17 protein-coding genes are annotated in these 16855 nt (G+C 39.3%); 14 read left to right on the forward strand and 3 right to left on the reverse strand.

Annotated features, from left to right (window positions below; all coding sequences use genetic code 11):
* Nucleotides 1-45: 45 nt before the first annotated feature.
* Nucleotides 46-237, reverse strand: a complete 192-nt coding sequence (locus ACFSR6_RS02895) for a hypothetical protein (RefSeq protein ID WP_379074668.1) — start codon at nt 235-237, stop codon at nt 46-48.
* Between the two features lie 219 nt (nt 238-456).
* Between ACFSR6_RS02895 and ACFSR6_RS02900 the strand changes: the two genes are divergently transcribed.
* The 12 genes from ACFSR6_RS02900 (at nt 457) to ACFSR6_RS02955 (ending at nt 12205) form a co-directional block, all read left to right on the forward strand.
* On the forward strand, nt 457-1566 hold the full coding sequence (locus ACFSR6_RS02900) for a hypothetical protein (RefSeq protein ID WP_379074671.1): 1110 nt from the start codon (nt 457-459) through the stop codon (nt 1564-1566).
* A 54-nt stretch (nt 1567-1620) separates the two neighbouring features.
* A complete protein-coding gene (locus tag ACFSR6_RS02905; protein ID WP_379074673.1) occupies nt 1621-2997 on the forward strand; it encodes a hypothetical protein in 1377 nt (458 codons plus the stop codon).
* A 79-nt stretch (nt 2998-3076) separates the two neighbouring features.
* Nucleotides 3077-5263 carry a hypothetical protein gene (locus tag ACFSR6_RS02910; protein ID WP_379074676.1) on the forward strand — a complete coding sequence of 729 codons (2187 nt, stop codon included), beginning with the start codon at nt 3077-3079 and terminating at the stop codon, nt 5261-5263.
* A gap of 10 nt (nt 5264-5273) precedes the next feature.
* Complete coding sequence (locus ACFSR6_RS02915; RefSeq protein WP_379074679.1) at nt 5274-6533, forward strand: hypothetical protein; 1260 nt, start codon at nt 5274-5276, stop codon at nt 6531-6533.
* A gap of 12 nt (nt 6534-6545) precedes the next feature.
* On the forward strand, nt 6546-7577 hold the full coding sequence (locus tag ACFSR6_RS02920; RefSeq protein WP_379074682.1) for a nitroreductase family protein: 1032 nt from the start codon (nt 6546-6548) through the stop codon (nt 7575-7577).
* 283 nt (nt 7578-7860) lie between these two features.
* A complete protein-coding gene (locus tag ACFSR6_RS02925) occupies nt 7861-8862 on the forward strand; it encodes a hypothetical protein (RefSeq protein ID WP_379074684.1) in 1002 nt (333 codons plus the stop codon).
* A gap of 87 nt (nt 8863-8949) precedes the next feature.
* Nucleotides 8950-10221, forward strand: a complete 1272-nt coding sequence (locus ACFSR6_RS02930) for a hypothetical protein (protein ID WP_379074687.1) — start codon at nt 8950-8952, stop codon at nt 10219-10221.
* Nucleotides 10222-10265: 44 nt separating this feature from the next.
* Nucleotides 10266-10736, forward strand: a complete 471-nt coding sequence (locus tag ACFSR6_RS02935) for a hypothetical protein (protein WP_379074690.1) — start codon at nt 10266-10268, stop codon at nt 10734-10736.
* Nucleotides 10736-11149, forward strand: a complete 414-nt coding sequence (locus ACFSR6_RS02940) for an SET domain-containing protein (RefSeq protein ID WP_379074692.1) — start codon at nt 10736-10738, stop codon at nt 11147-11149. The genes ACFSR6_RS02935 and ACFSR6_RS02940 overlap by 1 nt, the downstream gene beginning before the upstream one ends.
* Complete coding sequence (locus ACFSR6_RS02945) at nt 11146-11541, forward strand: SET domain-containing protein-lysine N-methyltransferase (protein WP_379074694.1); 396 nt, start codon at nt 11146-11148, stop codon at nt 11539-11541. The genes ACFSR6_RS02940 and ACFSR6_RS02945 overlap by 4 nt, the downstream gene beginning before the upstream one ends.
* Before the next feature lie 90 nt (nt 11542-11631).
* Nucleotides 11632-11934 (forward strand): hypothetical protein, encoded by a 303-nt coding sequence (locus ACFSR6_RS02950; RefSeq protein WP_379074697.1) that lies wholly within the window; start codon nt 11632-11634, stop codon nt 11932-11934.
* Between the two features lie 16 nt (nt 11935-11950).
* A complete protein-coding gene (locus ACFSR6_RS02955) occupies nt 11951-12205 on the forward strand; it encodes a hypothetical protein (RefSeq protein WP_379074700.1) in 255 nt (84 codons plus the stop codon).
* Between the two features lie 62 nt (nt 12206-12267).
* Here the strand turns inward: ACFSR6_RS02955 and ACFSR6_RS02960 are convergent, their stop codons facing one another.
* Both ACFSR6_RS02960 and ACFSR6_RS02965 read right to left on the reverse strand, forming a co-directional pair.
* Complete coding sequence (locus tag ACFSR6_RS02960) at nt 12268-13104, reverse strand: maleylpyruvate isomerase N-terminal domain-containing protein (protein WP_379074703.1); 837 nt, start codon at nt 13102-13104, stop codon at nt 12268-12270.
* A gap of 104 nt (nt 13105-13208) precedes the next feature.
* Nucleotides 13209-15287 carry an alpha-L-fucosidase gene (locus ACFSR6_RS02965; protein WP_379074706.1) on the reverse strand — a complete coding sequence of 693 codons (2079 nt, stop codon included), beginning with the start codon at nt 15285-15287 and terminating at the stop codon, nt 13209-13211.
* 346 nt (nt 15288-15633) lie between these two features.
* Between ACFSR6_RS02965 and fdhD the strand changes: the two genes are divergently transcribed.
* Together fdhD and ACFSR6_RS02975 are read left to right on the forward strand one after the other, a co-directional pair.
* Nucleotides 15634-16512 carry a formate dehydrogenase accessory sulfurtransferase FdhD gene (gene fdhD / locus ACFSR6_RS02970; protein WP_379074708.1) on the forward strand — a complete coding sequence of 293 codons (879 nt, stop codon included), beginning with the start codon at nt 15634-15636 and terminating at the stop codon, nt 16510-16512.
* A complete protein-coding gene (locus tag ACFSR6_RS02975; RefSeq protein WP_379074711.1) occupies nt 16502-16852 on the forward strand; it encodes a DUF7009 family protein in 351 nt (116 codons plus the stop codon). Before fdhD ends, ACFSR6_RS02975 begins: the two co-directional genes overlap by 11 nt.
* Nucleotides 16853-16855: the final 3 nt, after the last annotated feature.

Consider the following 16855-nt stretch of genomic DNA (forward strand, 5'->3'; position numbering starts at 1 on the left):
TTTGAGACAGCCTTAGGTAAGAGAATCATTAAAAAAACGGACTTTTTACCTAATATTACCAATTATTCCTTTTTTTGTATCATGTTGAGTCTGTGATAATTCAGATGTTCCTAAAGCCATGATGCTTACTAAACTCGAATCAAGAGGTTCATTGTTACTGCCGCCTATAATTCTGTTTTGTTCTTCTTTTGTCAATTCTTGCAACTGCAATTCATCGATCATTTTTTTGTGTTCCATGTTGAATAAGTTTTTAGTTAGAAATGTATTTTGAAGATAATATATTTTTTTCACCTTTTTTAGTCACTACTTAATTAGATCACCTTTTAGATTAGAATGCTGGAGTGATTAGGCTTAGCTATTTGTCTGTTTTATATAAAGTTAGTGAAAAATCATCTTTTTTAATGATTGATATGCCTCAACACTCCGTCTATTTTTACATCATTAAATCTAAAATCCATGAAAAAAATACTCATCCTATTCTTGCTTATTGCAGGTGCAATAGGCAGTAATGCACAAGTGAAAAAAATTGATTCAAGTAAATTGGTTAAACCGGTTATTAACACTAAGGTTAAAGGGCAGATCATTGCGCCAACACCACAGCAAACGAATACACCGCTAACTACCAGTGTTTCAATAATTCCGTCGAAGCAAACGGCAACAGGCATGTTATATGTACCCCCTGCAACAACAACGCAAACGCCAAATCAGCCTGCGGCTACAATGAGCCCGACTACTACACCAGCGCCCCTTCCAGACATAGTGATTACAAATATTAGCTTTTCTCCCAATACAGGTAATACCTACGCCGTAAATTACACCTTAAAAAATGTTGGCACTGCTGCTGTAAAAAAAGGCCTACTATCAGTGCAAGGTTACATAAATGGTGGCGCCGTGGGAGGTGGCAGTTCTACCAGCCTAACAACAGAAATGAATCAATTGCTAAATCCCGGAGAATCTTTCAGTAGTAGAAATACATTTAGCACTAATGGCATTATAGTGGGCAATGCATACACATTTGAACTTTGTATAAATGGAATGAAATCAAATGTTGGTACTGCTTCCGAGACATGGGTTGGGCAGCAATTTTCTGAATTAAATTTTGCAAATAATACGATACAATCTTCATTTACCATTCCACCGCCACCACCAGCTCCGGCAGATATAGAAGTTACTATTACCAAAATAGAAAAGAGCCCGGTTGATACAGCATCATTCGTCAGGATTTATTATACCTTAAAAAATATTGGTGAAACAGCTATTCCGTCAACAGCCTCACTAACCTTACAAAGCAGAGTTGAAGATACGGACAATGACCCAAGTACTTTTCTTGAAACTGCTTGTTGCGGGCAGGCTACAGGGGGAAATACTTTAAGCGCCGACGAAATTCCATTTATACCCGGAAACGTGAAAGAACTTTTCTATGATGCGAGAGTAGCCGGAGGCGCTAATTTCTCCACTTTACCCAAAAATGTACTTTACAAATTTAACATTGAAATAACCGGATCTGGTTTTACCGATGGCAACAATTCAAATAATAAAAACGGATATAACTATTTACTTCGCTAACGTATAACTGCCGGCATTTTGAAATGATTTTCCAGAAATGACAAACCTAAAAAGATGGAACCTATAAAAAACATGCTCCTGTTTTACCTGCTGTTGATGGTAAGTTGTACTTGTTTTGCTCAAAAGCAGACTTTTGATGTAATAAACTATACGATACCCAACGGTTGGGGTAAAACAGAAATGGCAAATGGCATTCAGTTGTCTACCAAAAACGATGGTAAAGGAAACTATGCAGCTGCTGTTATTCTGCGTTCGGTAGCAAGCACCGCCCCAGCAAATGAAAACTTTACCGCCAGTTGGGAAAAACTGGTAAAAGGTACCGTGTCTGTTTCGGGCGAGCCAACCATACAGGCTCCTGCTACCGAAAAAGGATGGAACGTTATTTCGGGGCAGGCCAGCTATACCGACGGCGCCAATAAAGGATGGGTAACGCTGATAACTGCTACAGCAACCGATAAAATGGCCAATGTGGTAATCATGACCAATACCGATAAATATCAAAACCAAATATTGGATTTTATAAAAAACCTTGACCTAAATGAAACGACAAGTGAAAAAGCTGTTAATGAAAACCCGGTTTCGCCCACAAACTATAGAACCGGTTCAGGTAACAAAAATATTTATTCAATTACTGTTCCGCCCAGCTGGAGTTTAAATGCCACCCAAAATAGTTTAACGTTAGAAAAAACTACAAATACCGGGAAAAGAATTATCGAGTTTATGAGTTTAATAAAATCATCCGGCAGCTTAGAAAAAGATATGGAACATATTTTCTTTGATGTTTTTGATGGTTGGAGCCTGCATAACAGCCCTAACAACCTCTTATTTGAAAAAGGTGACCATGAAAAAGGGTTTACCAGTCAGGGCCTGCCTTATTATATGTTAAGCAATAGCATTACTAAACCCGGGGGCGATGTTATAAAAGCTACCGTACTGCTTATACAGGTGGGCGCAAACGTAGCCATTATTAATTCAGCTGACAACATACTGGGCAGCGAAATGGAGATGGCCTTGAATTTTCTTTTATTCACTTTAAAAATAAATAGCGTCGCCGCTAAAAATGTAGATTATAAGAACCAGCTGACAGGCACATGGGCTTCAAGCAGTGGATCATACGGAAATAGTTTAATTGCTGCTACCAGTTACACAGCAGAAGGAAAATATTATGTGTTAACGCAATCTTCTTATACGGTGGGTTATGACTATTATAATGACTTAATTAAGAAAAAACAATTTAAAGGCGAAGGATCATTCTCCTTTACAGGAAATGTACTGGAAAGAAGATCTGCTTCAGGTTCAAGCTCAAAATACTTCATTCGGTTTTATTCGAGAAAATATGGTAATAATACGTGGAGAGATGTAATGGGTTTGTATAACTATAATTATGATAAAAACAAAATAGAAACGGTTCTTCCTTTTCAAAAGATTTAATTACTATGCCAATTTGAATAAAGGAAAGCAGCAATAAAAAATTAATTCTTCCTTAATCACATAAGACAAAATTTAGGATATGAAATATTTAATCGCAGTCATGCTGATGCTCATCAGCAGCATTTCTTTTGCTCAAAAGCCTTCTAAAGAGCAAATGGAAGCAGACAGAAAAAAAATGGTTGAAGCCCAAAAACAGCTGGAGGCCACAAAAGCATCCATGAGCCCGGAGGCCAGAAAGAATTTTGAAGATATGATGGAAAAAATGGGTGCCAATAAAGCCATGCAAAATGCACAGCAGGGTTTGAACTATAATGCCAAAGGTAACACGAACGTAATGGTACGGAGTACCGATCCCAATATTGTTCCTGATAAAATTGCTGAACTTAAAATTGCCACCACACCACAGACCAAACTACAGCTAACGGCTTATCTTACGCCCATTTTTACCGAAACAGATAAACTGATAAAGCCCGGAAGCAAAAACGCGGTAAAAAGCCTGATAAACAAAGGCGAAAAAACCGGAAAGTATGCCATGGTATTTTGGGCCAATAACGAATTGGACAAAGCATTGTATCTTTTGCTGAACGCCTGCATAACCAATCCAGATGATATGGTTTCCTTAAATAACCTGGGGAGTCTGCTTACCATTTCGGGTTATGCGCATAAATCGCTGCCTATATTATTGTATACGCAGAAATTGTTGCCCAATAGTGCTACCGTACTCAACAACACCGGGCAGGCTTTGCTTAGTGTTGGCAATGTTGATAAAGCAAAAACGATGTTAGTTGGGGCAGTTACAAAAGATTCTACCAATTCCCAGGCCTATCGTTCTTTGGCATTAATTGCGCAGAAACAAGGAGATAAACCGCTATGCGCTGGTTATCTTCAAAAAGCCATTGCTCATGGCGGTGCAACCACGCAAAACATTAACCTTTTGCAACAGCTCTCTCCAACAGCCGATAAATCGGCTATGTACCGGGCTATACGCAATAATTTCAAACAATTTTATAAAGACCATAGCATCACCAAAAGATTTATTATCCCTCCAATACCTAATAGTTACGAGAGTGCCTTAGCAGTATATCCGGAAGTAAACAGCTTTTTTCTTAACCTGGATGCAACCATAAATGCAGCAGATAAACAGAGCAAAGAGTTAAAGAAAGATTACGAAAAATCATTTATGGATAACATGAATAAACGGATGGCGCAAACGAAACAAATAGTGGATAATGTGGGGAAGCCCGGTGTTGGTAAAGCCATACAAGATATGAAAGCAGGACTTACCAATCCGTTTTTGGCCCATGCCCTCCTTATGCTCAATGCCATTGATAACCCACAATACAGCGTTTCTTACATCAGCCGAATGAAAAAAGAAACGGCAAACGCAAAGCAAGGAATTGACGAATTGAAACTGGGATTGAAAACAGATTATGACGATAAAATAAGCGCCCTGGTAAAAGAGAAAAGTAAACTGGATGACGGAGAAGGCAAAGGGGCAGCAAACCAACGGTCTATGGAAATTGAAAAAGAACTCTGCGAATTAAGGACAGCAAGGCAAAATAAATGGCTGGAAAAGTCGGCTGAGATCAATAATCAATATATCCGCAATATGGAAGATTTGATGAACCAGCGATTGCAGGAATATCTATTTTGGAATACGATAGCCATGCAATCTTTTCAAGATCCCACACCTGTAAACTATCAGGCTTATGTTGGCTACCTCAACGATTTAAAAAGCTTCCGTTCTTTTTTCCCTTTTTATGTAGATGGCGGTTTGTCGAAGCCTTGCGGCGATTATTTAAAACCAGATTACAATACTAAAGGAAAAATACAGGTTTGGGAGAAGGAACATTGCGAAGTGGATTTTGGTTTTGACGCTAAAGTAGTTGCTGGAAAAATGAACTGCGAAGGATTTTTAGTTTATGGCAGTATTCCCGCAGGCGAATTTACCTATAGCCGAAGCTATGATCCGGTAACCTGGGAAACCACCGGCCATAGCATTACTGTAAAAGGAGGGAAGGATAAAGAATTTGAAATCGGCAAACTCGGCGGGAAAATTGGCGCCTCGGTAGAAACAACCGTACAATTTGACGGCAATATGAACCCGGTTGACCTGATCGTTACAGGATCGGCAGGAGCAGAAATAAAGGGACCGATGGGTGGAGGGGTTTCAGCAGATTTAGGTGCTGTAACCGTAAGTGTAAACGGAGGCTTTAATTCTTCAGGTCCTGGATTTACACCATTTGGAAGTAGTTTTTTAAAATAGATATATTTCAATGAAAAAAATAGTACTCATTGGCCTGTTGTTTTATGGTTTTGCAGCACAGGCACAGTTTAATGCAATGGCAAAACAAATGAACAAGGATTGCACCAGCGAAAGTGTATTAAAAGAACCGGGCAAGTTTCTTGATGCTCATATTGGAGGTGTAGCTGGCGGGGGCAAAGAAGGTATTTCTTCAACGGAGATAGCCAATGCACAAAAAATGATGGGGGCATTTGAAAACATAATTAAACCAAAGCTACAATTTACGGGTGGGCTGGCCAAAGCCAGCTTCGGGCTAAATTCTAAAGCATATTATAATCAGTTTTCAGCCTGTAGCTATACGTATAACCTGGGTTTTCATGCATTTGTATGTAACGTGCAAACACATAAGCTGGCCATTGTTGATGAATACCAGGGCGTGCTTAGAGTAATCGGGAATCCATCGTTTCAAAAAGCTTTTAATTCTTTTGGGGGAAATGCCGCCGCTTACAAAATCCCGGCAAATTCACAACATGTAAATGCCCCTTTTATTGCTATACTTAATTACTATGGTTTTGCCGACAGCAGGGTGGTAAGTGCCATCAACAACGGAAATGGCTTTATTGATCTGAATAGTGAACAAGCAGGTAACCTTAGTTCTTTCCCGGTAATTGAGAATAAACCAGGCAAAGGGTACGGCATTAATTTTCCTAATTCAGGTTTCGTTACTGTAAATAACGATTTTGTATATCGCCATGCATTTATTACACACAACGATATTCCTTTTTTTATTCCAATTACAAGGAAGAAATTTTTGCAGGATATGCTGGAATATTATGACCGGGAAAAAATGGGGATTGTACCTCTACTCGAAGAAAAAGTAAAAAATAAAATAACCAATGCAGAATTGAACTTAAAAGAATTCTATGAGGTAAATGCAAGAAAAAAAACTACCGCGCAAAACCTATTGACGAACAAAGATGAAAAATGGCTGAACCAGCAGGCTGTTATACCGGGTGATAACAAAGCTTTTGTAGTGCCAACCGATCGTAATCGGTATTTGGGCGATGTGTATGGTAATTTTTATTTTACCGAATTTTATACCGGCACCGAAGGTTTCAGTCTGTACCAGATCAACCCCGAATACCTGAAAAAATATCCGCCAAATGGTGCCAAACCAGCAGTGGTCGACGTAATGTATCGTTTCAAGCCGAATTATAACTTTTTAATGGGGGTAAAAGAATCTTTTATAGACCAACTTAACCTGGATGAATTTAGGAAACTGTTACAATAATCAGATCAGGCAATGAAGCGCATAAAAATATTTTTACTGTTCAATATGATCGTAGCGATAAGCTTTACAAGCTTCGCCCAGAACCAAACTTTCGATGTGGTGTCGTACACCTTACCCAAAGGCTGGCAGGAATTGAAAAATGAAGCTGGTATTCAATTATCCATTACAGATAAAAAAAATGCTTCCTATGCAATAGTCGTTATTACCAAATCAACTGCATCTGCCGCATCAGCAACAGAAAATTTCAACAATGATTGGCTTAAGCTGGTAAAAGGCACCGTGCAGGTAAATGCCGAGCCAATTATGCAGCAACCCACAAACGAAAACGGCTGGGAAATAATTTCTGGCGGAGCAAATTACACCGATGCTGCCAATACCGGAATGGCCACTTTATTAACGGCTACCAATAGCGGGCAAACGGCAAGTGTGGTTTTAATGACCAACACAAAACAATATCAAAACGAGTTGCTGGCATTTATACAGTCTTTGAAATTGTCAAAGGCAGTTAAAACATCAGCCAATAACCAGGTAATTACAAATAACACAGGTGGTTCATCTATAGTAGGTTTATGGTGCGACAACCATTTGGAAATAAGTGGATATTTTAATGGTTATCCACAATATACTGCGGGCTATTTTAGACGGGAATATTTATTTAAAGAAGACGGTACTTATACTTTTCGCTTAAAAAACTGGTCAACACTTTTAAAAGAAATACTTTTTGCCAGTGAAAGCGGAACCTATACTGTTTACGGGAATCAAATTACCATTAGTCCTAATAAAGGGAGGGGCGACTGGTGGAGCAAGAAGGATAATAATACAAAACTATGGGGAAATAAGTTAAATACATCTGATTATAAGTTAGAAAAGGCGAATTATACTTTCGAAATAAAATATTATTCTGGGACAAATAATTACGGACTTATTCTTAACCCGAAAAAGAATACAGAGCGGGATGGCACCTATAATCAAAATGGTTTTTCCTACACGAGGAGTAGAACCGGTGAATCAATTATTGATAATCCGCCAGGTTTTAAAAATTGATCTGCATAAGCTGGCAAATAAATGAAATTGAATAAACGAGGTGTTATCTGAAAGGTCATTCAGCAACTTCTTGAAGAATGACCACTTGAACGCACTAAAAAATGCTGGAATAAAAATTAAATCTCAAAACAGTAAGGTGATAATGAACAGAGGGGGCAGTTAGCGTAAGCCGTATTAAACGATTTCAGATAGGAATAATTGCTCACTGGAAAAATCATCTTTTTTAATGATTGTTCAGGCTTTATTGGTGATGTAATTTTAAGTCATAAATAATCATATACTGATGAAAAGACTATCGTTAATTTTGCTGATGATGCTTTGTTACTCCTTGGTAAAAGCACAAAAAAATGAGGTAAACTTCGATGTTATATCTTACACCATGCCAGAAGGCTGGCAACGGCAAGAAAATGATGGGGGCTTACAGCTATCTGTTGCAGATAAAAAAAGTGGTGCCTACGCCATGGTAGTTATTACCAGAGCAAGCGCATCTACAGTCTCTGCTAATGAAAATTTTAATTACAATTGGGATAAGTTAGTGAAGAAAACCGTACAAGTGAATAGTGCACCCGCAATGTCTTCGCCCGGAAATGAAAACGGATGGGAAATTATTTCTGGTGGTGCAGATTATACCAGCGGCAGAACTTCGGGTACAGTAACATTGATGACGGCAACGGGTGGCGGTAAAGCAGTGAGTGTGGTTTTAATGACCAATACGAAACAATATCAAAATGATTTAACCGCTTTTCTTAATTCATTGAAATTAACAACAGCAATAAGCGGTTTAAATAGTATAGCAACGAGCAGTAAAAGTGCTGATATTGATTTTGCAGGTACATGGATAAACCGTAGCAGTAGCAATGGGCTTGGCACCTCAGGTTATATTGAAAATGAATATATTTTTAATGCCAATGGTTCTTACTTTTTTTATGCTAAAATTTTTAACCAATCAATTAACAACCTCATTCTGAAAAAAGAAAAAGGGACATTTGAGGTGTCAGGTAAGCAACTAACGCTAATTCCCGTTTCAAGTGTTACGGAAGGATGGAGTAGAAAAAACGATATCGATGAATTTGGTAAGCTTCTTTCATCTCAAAAAAATGTATTGGAAAAAGTGAGTTATCAGTTCACGAAACACTATTTTTCCGGAATACAGGAGTGGAACCTTGTGTTGCAAGCCAGTAAGCCTACAAAAAGAGATGGGCCCTTTAGCAGCAATACCACATTCAATAATGCCTGGTACTATGCACAACCATCTGTAAACAAACCTGCTATTAAACTGCCCTAAATTAAGTGTAGCCTAATACGTTGAGGTTAGGTTTTACCCAAATTGATTTAGGTGCATTCAGAATCTAACACCAAATTCTTTCGGATAATGAAATCAATAAGCTCCTTAATTACTATTTTTTTGCTGGTGCAACAGGTCAATGCGCAGATTTGCCAGTCGTCAAAAGAGCTGGAAGCCCTTCCCGGAAAGCAGATCGATGCTGCGCACTGGGAATGGCCTCAGGAAAAGGCGCATTGGTTCGATGAGCTTGGCACAGCGGCCAATAAAGCTACTGCAAATGCCCTGCTCACCAGAATCGAATCGCTTGAAAAGCAAAGTCGCGCCAATTATAATTTAACTGGCTGCGTGCTTAAAACTGCTTTTTCGGGTAAAGCGCCAGCCATGATGGCGGGTAAATATCCATTGGCAAGCTATGACCTCAATATGGGGTGTTATGAATATATCTGTGTTAAAAACAAAATGAAGGTTAACGGCGAATACCAGATTGTTTTTCGGGCTTACGTTAACCGCTATCCGGGCCTGGAAAATGCTTTTTCCTTTCCCGATGAGGCTTACTATTACGAAACGCCCAAAAAATATAACGGACAGTTTATCGCCTTGTACAATTTCATTAAAATGGATGCCTCTAAAAATGTAAATAGCGGCAGAGGATTTTATCAGGATATTCCGGAGTCAAGTGTAAAAGAAGGCGATCGTAGTGTGTACATGACCCGCCATTGGTATGTTACCAAACCCGGTATGTTATTGTTTGTGCCTGTAACACGTAAAGAATACCTCGAAGCCCTGTTGGTTTATTACGAAAGAGAGCGACTGCTCATCACTGATAAAATAAAGGAAATTGAAACAGAAAGCGCAGGTATGATGAAAGATCCTCAGAAATACCCCAGGCTTTATGAAGATGGCAAACGTAACCTGGTGGTAAAAAAGGCCAGGTATCCCGATTGGCAACAAAAGATAGAAGCAAAAAAAGCTATAGCACAAAAGGCTTTGAAAGAAAATACGGCCGAATGGCTGGCGCAGCCTGCTGTAGTGAAGCCTAAGACAGAGACCTTTTCCTGGAAGAGCAATTATGGGCCGGGTCCGAACGATAGTGTATGGATTGATACCTACTGTGCAGATACTAAAGAAGATGCCCAAAAAACCGGTTCATTTACTTTTAGTGGTTTTTGGGATGACAAAGGGGGGGTAACACTTTATAAATACAATCCCGGTTATTTTAAAGGGGCTGAAAAAAATCCGGCAAAACCTTATATGATAGCGCTTACCTATAGGTACGTAAAGACCACACTTGGAAAAAACCTGGTAGAAAACTTCACTAAAAATTTCGACTTCGATGCGATAAGGAACATGCTAGAGTAAGAATGTGCTTGCCATTTAAGTTTTATTCATTAATCAAAAATATCATGAAAAAAATCTTCTCCATTTTAGGCTCTGTGCTGTTGGTAACAGCAGTAAAAGCACAAACCGTGGTTAAAAAAGAAACAGTAAATCCGGGCAATAGCCAAACCGCCGGGAGTTCTGTACCATTAAAAGATCCAAAAGCGGATCGTGTTGATCCAAAAAAAGAGGCTGAAGCCAAGTTGGCGGCAGAAAGGGCAGCTAAAGATGCAAAAATGGCCCAGCAGGCTGATCCAAAGAGCATGCCTGCAAAAGATCCAAAGGCCACTTATGTTGATCCTAAAAAGGAAGCTGCAGAGCAAGCCGCAAAAGACAGGGCGGCAAAAGATGCAAAAATAGCTCAACAAGCTGATCCTAAAGCTATGCCCGCAAAAGATCCGAAAGCCGCTCATACCGATCCTAAAAAAGAAGCTGAGCAAAAAGCAGCGGCAGAAAGGGAAGCGAAAAATGCCAATACACAGCATAAAGAAAACTAATGTGGTTCAGTAAAAACATTGATCAGCCGCAACATATCGAAGTAAGGGAAAGCCAGCTTCATGGTCGTGGGGTATTTGCCAAAAGCAAAATAAAGAAAGGAGAGCTTATAGAGCAGGCTCCCGTTATTTTCTTATCAAATGATGAAAAAGAAACCTTAAGATTTACTAAACTCTATCATTATTATTTTTTGTTAGATCGTCCTGAAAAACAAACCGCATTTAGTTTCGGCTATGCTTCGTTTTACAACCATTCGCCCCAGGCAAATGCTTATTATACTTTTTCGGGAAGAAAGAATGCCCTTAACATTTATGCCTACAGAACCATTGAAGCGGGGAGCGAAATCACGATTAACTACAATGGCAGGCCTGATGATAAGAGTGAGGTTTATTTTCCCAGTCAGGATGAGCGATGAAAAAGAAACTGTATTTAAAAGCGGTAAAAGGAAAGGGCAGGGGGGTGTTTTGTACCACCAATATTGCCGAGGGAGAAACAATAGAAGTTTGCCCTGTCATTGTCATCCCGGCTGAAGATTTTACTGCACTAAATGCTACAGCACTAATGGATTATAGTTTTTATTTCGATAAGGAAGCAAATACCCTGTCGTTAACCATGGGCTTTGGCTCCATGTATAACCACAAGCAGTATCCCAATGCTGTTTACATACTCGATAGAGAGAAGAAGCAGATGCTATTTACAGCTCATGAAGAGATAAAGGCACATACGGAAATATGCATCAATTATGGTGGTGAGTACGGTAAAGATTATGCTAAGTGGTTTGTGGACAGGGAAATAGTCCCCGTTTAAGTGCAAAAAATCATCCTTTTTAATGATTGATCAGCCTGTGTACTCCACCTAATTTTATAAGAAGAAAGCAAACAATAAAAAATTAAAACCATGAAAAAATTAATTCTGATCTTTTTTCTCACCGTTGGTGTAGGAGGGGTAACACAAGCACAGATCTTGGGCAAACTCAAGGCAAAAGCAAAAATAGCTGCAGAAAATTCGGTCGATCGCTCAACGGATAAAGTGGTAGATAAGGCTGTAAATAAAACTGCCGATAATGTTACTGATAAGGCAATAAACAAAGTGAGCGATAAACTGAATGGTTTGTTTAAAAAGAAAAATAAAAAGCGTCCGGATACGATACCTCCTGTATTTCCTGATACAAGCAAAGCAGCCATCAAACCTGGAAATTAAACCCATATATAAGCAAATGAAAAAGATTTTCACCCTTTTAAGTGCCCTGTTCATTGTAACTGGCCTTAAGGCACAGAAAGTAGCTGTGCAGAAAGAAACGGTAAAGCCAAAGGTAGATACCATTGCTAAAAACGTTACCGATAAAAAAATAAGTGCAACAACCGATACAAAGGATGCAAAAATTGCTCAAGCCATTAAATATGCGCCAACTTCGAAAGTTACTCCGGTAGCAGCAAAAGCAGGTAAATTGGCTCCCGTAAAGGCAAATTAGTGTTGTTACGCTATACCATTATGCTAAAAGCAGTGCTGAAAAAGCCTGCTTTTTTTGTTTAATTATGCCATTACTGAAATCATTTGTAAGGCCTTTATTCCTAATGCTTTATCGCCGGTTATTTCCACTTTATTAACCACCACCTCAGGTTTCCAGCTTTTTGAAAATAATTTCCAGGCAGTATGGGGATCAATTGTTACCGTTGAATGGGATGCTTGGATTTTTCCCCTGCTCAAAACACAGTTTCCTTCTTTCATGGTGATGTTCCACTGACCACCTATATCTGTTGATACAATTAGTGATATAGTGGTACCTTCCTCTGCTTTTACCTTATCGAAAGTATGAGGAAGGGCATACATGCAAATGTCAATAAAGAGATAATACAGCTCTTTGGTCATAATCCCCGGTTTGTTCACTGCATCGCGTATTTGCTGTTGGTGTAAGAATTTCTCTGTATATTCTCTGGCGATGTGAAACCAGTTTGGAGAAATTTCCTGCCCGGCCCAGGCTACCGGAAATATGGCCTCATCAAAGGGGTTAAGCTCTTTAAGATGTTCAATATACTCTTTTCCTGTAATCGCTAACAGTTCTGTTAGTATTTGTGGGCTAAGCCTTTTAGCCGCATTAACCCAGGTCATATTTAAGCTGTTTAGAAATGAAACAAGATCTTCATACGAGTTTATTTGATGAGCCTGTTCACCAAAATATTTATCTCTTGAAAATGAAAGCCCTCTCAGGTTACCGTCAATTAAATGAGCGGCAACATCCTTTACTTTCCATAATTTGGCAATAGTTTGGTTGTTCCACTCTTCATTTGTAAGCGATTTTAAAAGCGCAATTAGCTTTTCATCTAAAACAGTGATTAAATCTAATATTTTGGTTTGGATGATATCTTCCATTTTATATTTATACTTTAGAATAAAAGCAGTTTCCGAAAACAGGAAACATAGCTTAAAATTGGGTATAATGAAGCTAACTCCCAATACATTTCAACTGAAATACTTTATGGTGTAATCAGTTCAAATTCGGCGTAGCCTGCCTGATGATCACCTTCGGTTGTACTTAAAGAAGTGAGCCTTACATAACGTGCCCGGGTTGGTTTGAATCTCCTGTTTTGCCATAAGGGGTTATTCTTAATGTTAGAAAATTCGGCTTCATCTGTTAATGTCCAATTTTTATTATCAGGCGATACAAAAAACTGGTATTTACTGATTATCCCTTCATTACTTCCCTGTCCGGGCAAATACCGAAATCCGTTTATTTCCACTTCTTTTCCCAAATCAATAGTGAGCTCAATATTTGTATTTGTTTTATTGTACCAGGCAGTATTAGGATTCCCGTCGAGGAGCCGCTTTGCGGTAGAGTCAGAAACGTTTAAAATCTTCCAATCTTTTTTCGAGATATCAAATTCCTGTTTGGCTACCGGGCTACTTTTCTTTGATTGAGTGCTGTAGGTAATGGCCTGAACACTTAATTTTCCGTCTGCTGGAAACGGTTTTGAATATTTTATTGATTTACTGTCCGGAATTGTTCCGTCAATGGTGTAAAATATATCTGTTTCTTTATCATCTGCCTGAATGCTGATGATACCATCTGGGTTTCTAGAGATAACGGGGGCGGTAAGTATCTGGGGTGCAAGATAAACGCCTATAGCTGAAATCAGGAAATTGCTCTTGGCATCCAGTACCTCAAAACGAAGTTTTTTGGCTTGTACTGAAGGGAAGGTTAAAATCCGTTTATAACCAATAGTTGTTTGCCTAGCCAATTCTTTCCAGCTGCCATTTTCCAGCTGAGCTTCAAGTTTAAAGGCTTTAACACGCTGTCCTAAGGGGATATATTCCTGTACCATAAAACGGTTAAATGTTGTAAGCTTACCAAAATCCAATGTAAGGCTTGCTTTTGAAATGCCGTCGCTTGTTGCCCAGTAGGTATCTTTATTGTCATCCAAAACCTGAGCGGCATTGTAATTTTTGCCTCGTGAATCTGACACTTCAACCTTCTTGTTTTTAGCCAGGTTTACGGCAAATGCTTCCTTAACAGCTTTTGCTAAAGCTACTACAGCCTGCTCATCATTCTCATGGATGCGTCCTCGCCGGTCGATAGGAAAGTTGAGCAATAGAGTTCCATTTCTGCCGATGGAACTGTAATAGGTGTTTAACAATTGTGGTAACGTTTTAACCCTGCTGTCTTCATAACTATGGTAAAACCAGCCTGGCCTGGTTGAGGTATTAACTTCACCAGGAACCCAGGCATTCCCGTTTTCTACGCCGTAATGCAGCATAGGGTAAGGTACATCCCCGGTTTTATTTAACAAGCTCCAGTTCGTTTCGCCAACATACCCGGCTTCAGTGCCCACCCAGCGCAGATCAGCCCGATCCCCGTTATCATTCCAGATTACGGCATTGGGCTGGAGCTTACGGATCAGTTTATAGGTATTCTGCCAGTCGTAATAAGTTGTTCTGTCAATTGTACGCGTCTCTTTTGCACCTCCATAATATCCCGAACCGCCGTTTGCACCATCAAACCATACTTCAAAAATATCTCCGTAATTGGTTAGCAGTTCTTTGAGCTGATTTCTGAAATAAGTAATGTATTCAGGCCGGCCATATTCTGCGCTATTACGGTCCCACGGAGATAAATAAATCCCCAGCTTAAGGCCATACTCCTTACATGCTTTAGCCAGGTCGCCAACAATGTCTCCTTTGCCATTCTTCCATGGCGAATTCTTGATAGAATATTCGGTATACTTCGATGGCCATAAGCAAAAGCCCGAGTGGTGCTTCGCCGTGATAATAATTCCCTTCATACCAGCCTCTTTACAAACCTTTGCCCACTGTCTGCAATCCAGATCGGTTGGATTAAATATTTTCGGATCGTCCTCACCATAACCCCATTCCTGGTCTGTAAAAGTGTTGGTAGAAAAGTGTACAAAGGCATAATATTCCATCTGCTGCCAATTCATCTGCTGTTTGGTAGGGATGGGGCCAAGCGGTTTTGGGGCATCGGTTTGTGCGTTAACAAGGTTCCATACAGAAAAGCAAAGTATATAAGTTAAAAGTAATCTGTTAATTTTCATGTTCATTCGTCAGGGTGTTTAATCGCTGTTGATAACGTTTTATGCATAACAATTTATAATGCCGGGCCTGCATTTCTCAGCATTAAGTAAAATTAGGTTTAAATTCATTCAGAGATTTTACATAAAAAGACTTCTTTTTTGATTAAAACAGACTTTATATCATTAAACTCTAAATGATGCAACAGTATGTTGCAATCAGCCTAAATTATATATTTTCAGTTACTTATAAGGCACTTGGTTCTAAATTAGTTTTTTATACAATCCAACTAAAGGCAATTAGTAGTAAAACGTATATTTATATGCTCAAAATAAGTATATTTAGTCTTAATTTCTGATCTTACCAATCATCGTTATGAAGGATATTCCATGGGTTTCGGTTAAGCGTTTGCCGGTTAATAAAGTTTCTGGTTTTATCGCTTCGCCTTCATCAGACATGCTGTCAGTAGAAGAGCCGCTCGAAATTAGAATCGTGTATGGGCCTGAAGGGAACCGCACAGAAAAGAATATTTCCATCACCATGCGCACACCTGGAAACGACCTTGAACTTGCTCTTGGTTTTTTGTTTACAGAAGGTATAATTTCTTCACATGCAGAGGTTAAAGGGATTGCCCATGTGCCTGTATCCTGCGAACTGCAGAAAGAAAATGTTGTTTGCGTAGAATTGACAGAAGGCTTTATGCCCAATCTTTTACAATCTGACAGAAATTTTTATACCACCTCGAGCTGCGGGGTTTGCGGCAAAGGCTCCATACAATCTATCCTAACAGTTAGTGCCTACACAAATTTAGCCCGTCAGCAGGCAATAACTTTATCGCCCGGGGTATTTTACAGCTTACCTGAGAAATTAAGATCGGCCCAAAGCAATTTTGAGGCAACCGGCGGGATACATGCTTCGGCGCTCTTTACCCGGGAAGGAGAATTGGTATTGCTTCGTGAAGACGTTGGGCGCCATAATGCATTAGACAAGTTAATTGGCAGCGTCCTGGATAAGAATATGCTCCCCTTAAACACATATATTTTGCTTTTGAGCGGAAGAGCCAGCTTTGAACTCATCCAGAAAGCAGCCATGGCAGGAATTTCGGTTGTGGCCGCAATAGGTGCGCCGTCTACCCTCGCTGTTGAACTGGCGAATGAATTTGGTATAACATTACTGGGTTTTCTTAAAAACGACAGATTTAATATATATACCAATCAAGATCAGATATTAATCCCTGCATTACATGAAAATTAGAATAAAAGGTAATTCATTACGATATAGGCTGACTAAATCCGACGTCGAAAAATTAGGTACAGCTGGGTTTCTTTCCGAAAGTTCGCATTTTATAAGCAAAACATTGGAATACACCATAACAACCACAACTAATACCAGCCTTAGTGCCGACTTTATTGATAACCGTATCGTACTGAACATGCCCGAGAAAATGGTGCAGGAACTGGTTAATACGGATAAGGTAGGATTTAGTGACCTTAGCGGGCCTGTGAGCTTGTTGATAGAAAAGGACTTTACCTGTTTGGATAATGTAGAGGAAGATCAAAGTGACAATTACCCTAATCCCCATTTAAATAATTAAGGT

Source organism: Pedobacter vanadiisoli (assembly GCF_042684385.1).
Taxonomy (GTDB): Bacteria; Bacteroidota; Bacteroidia; order Sphingobacteriales; family Sphingobacteriaceae; genus Pedobacter; species Pedobacter vanadiisoli.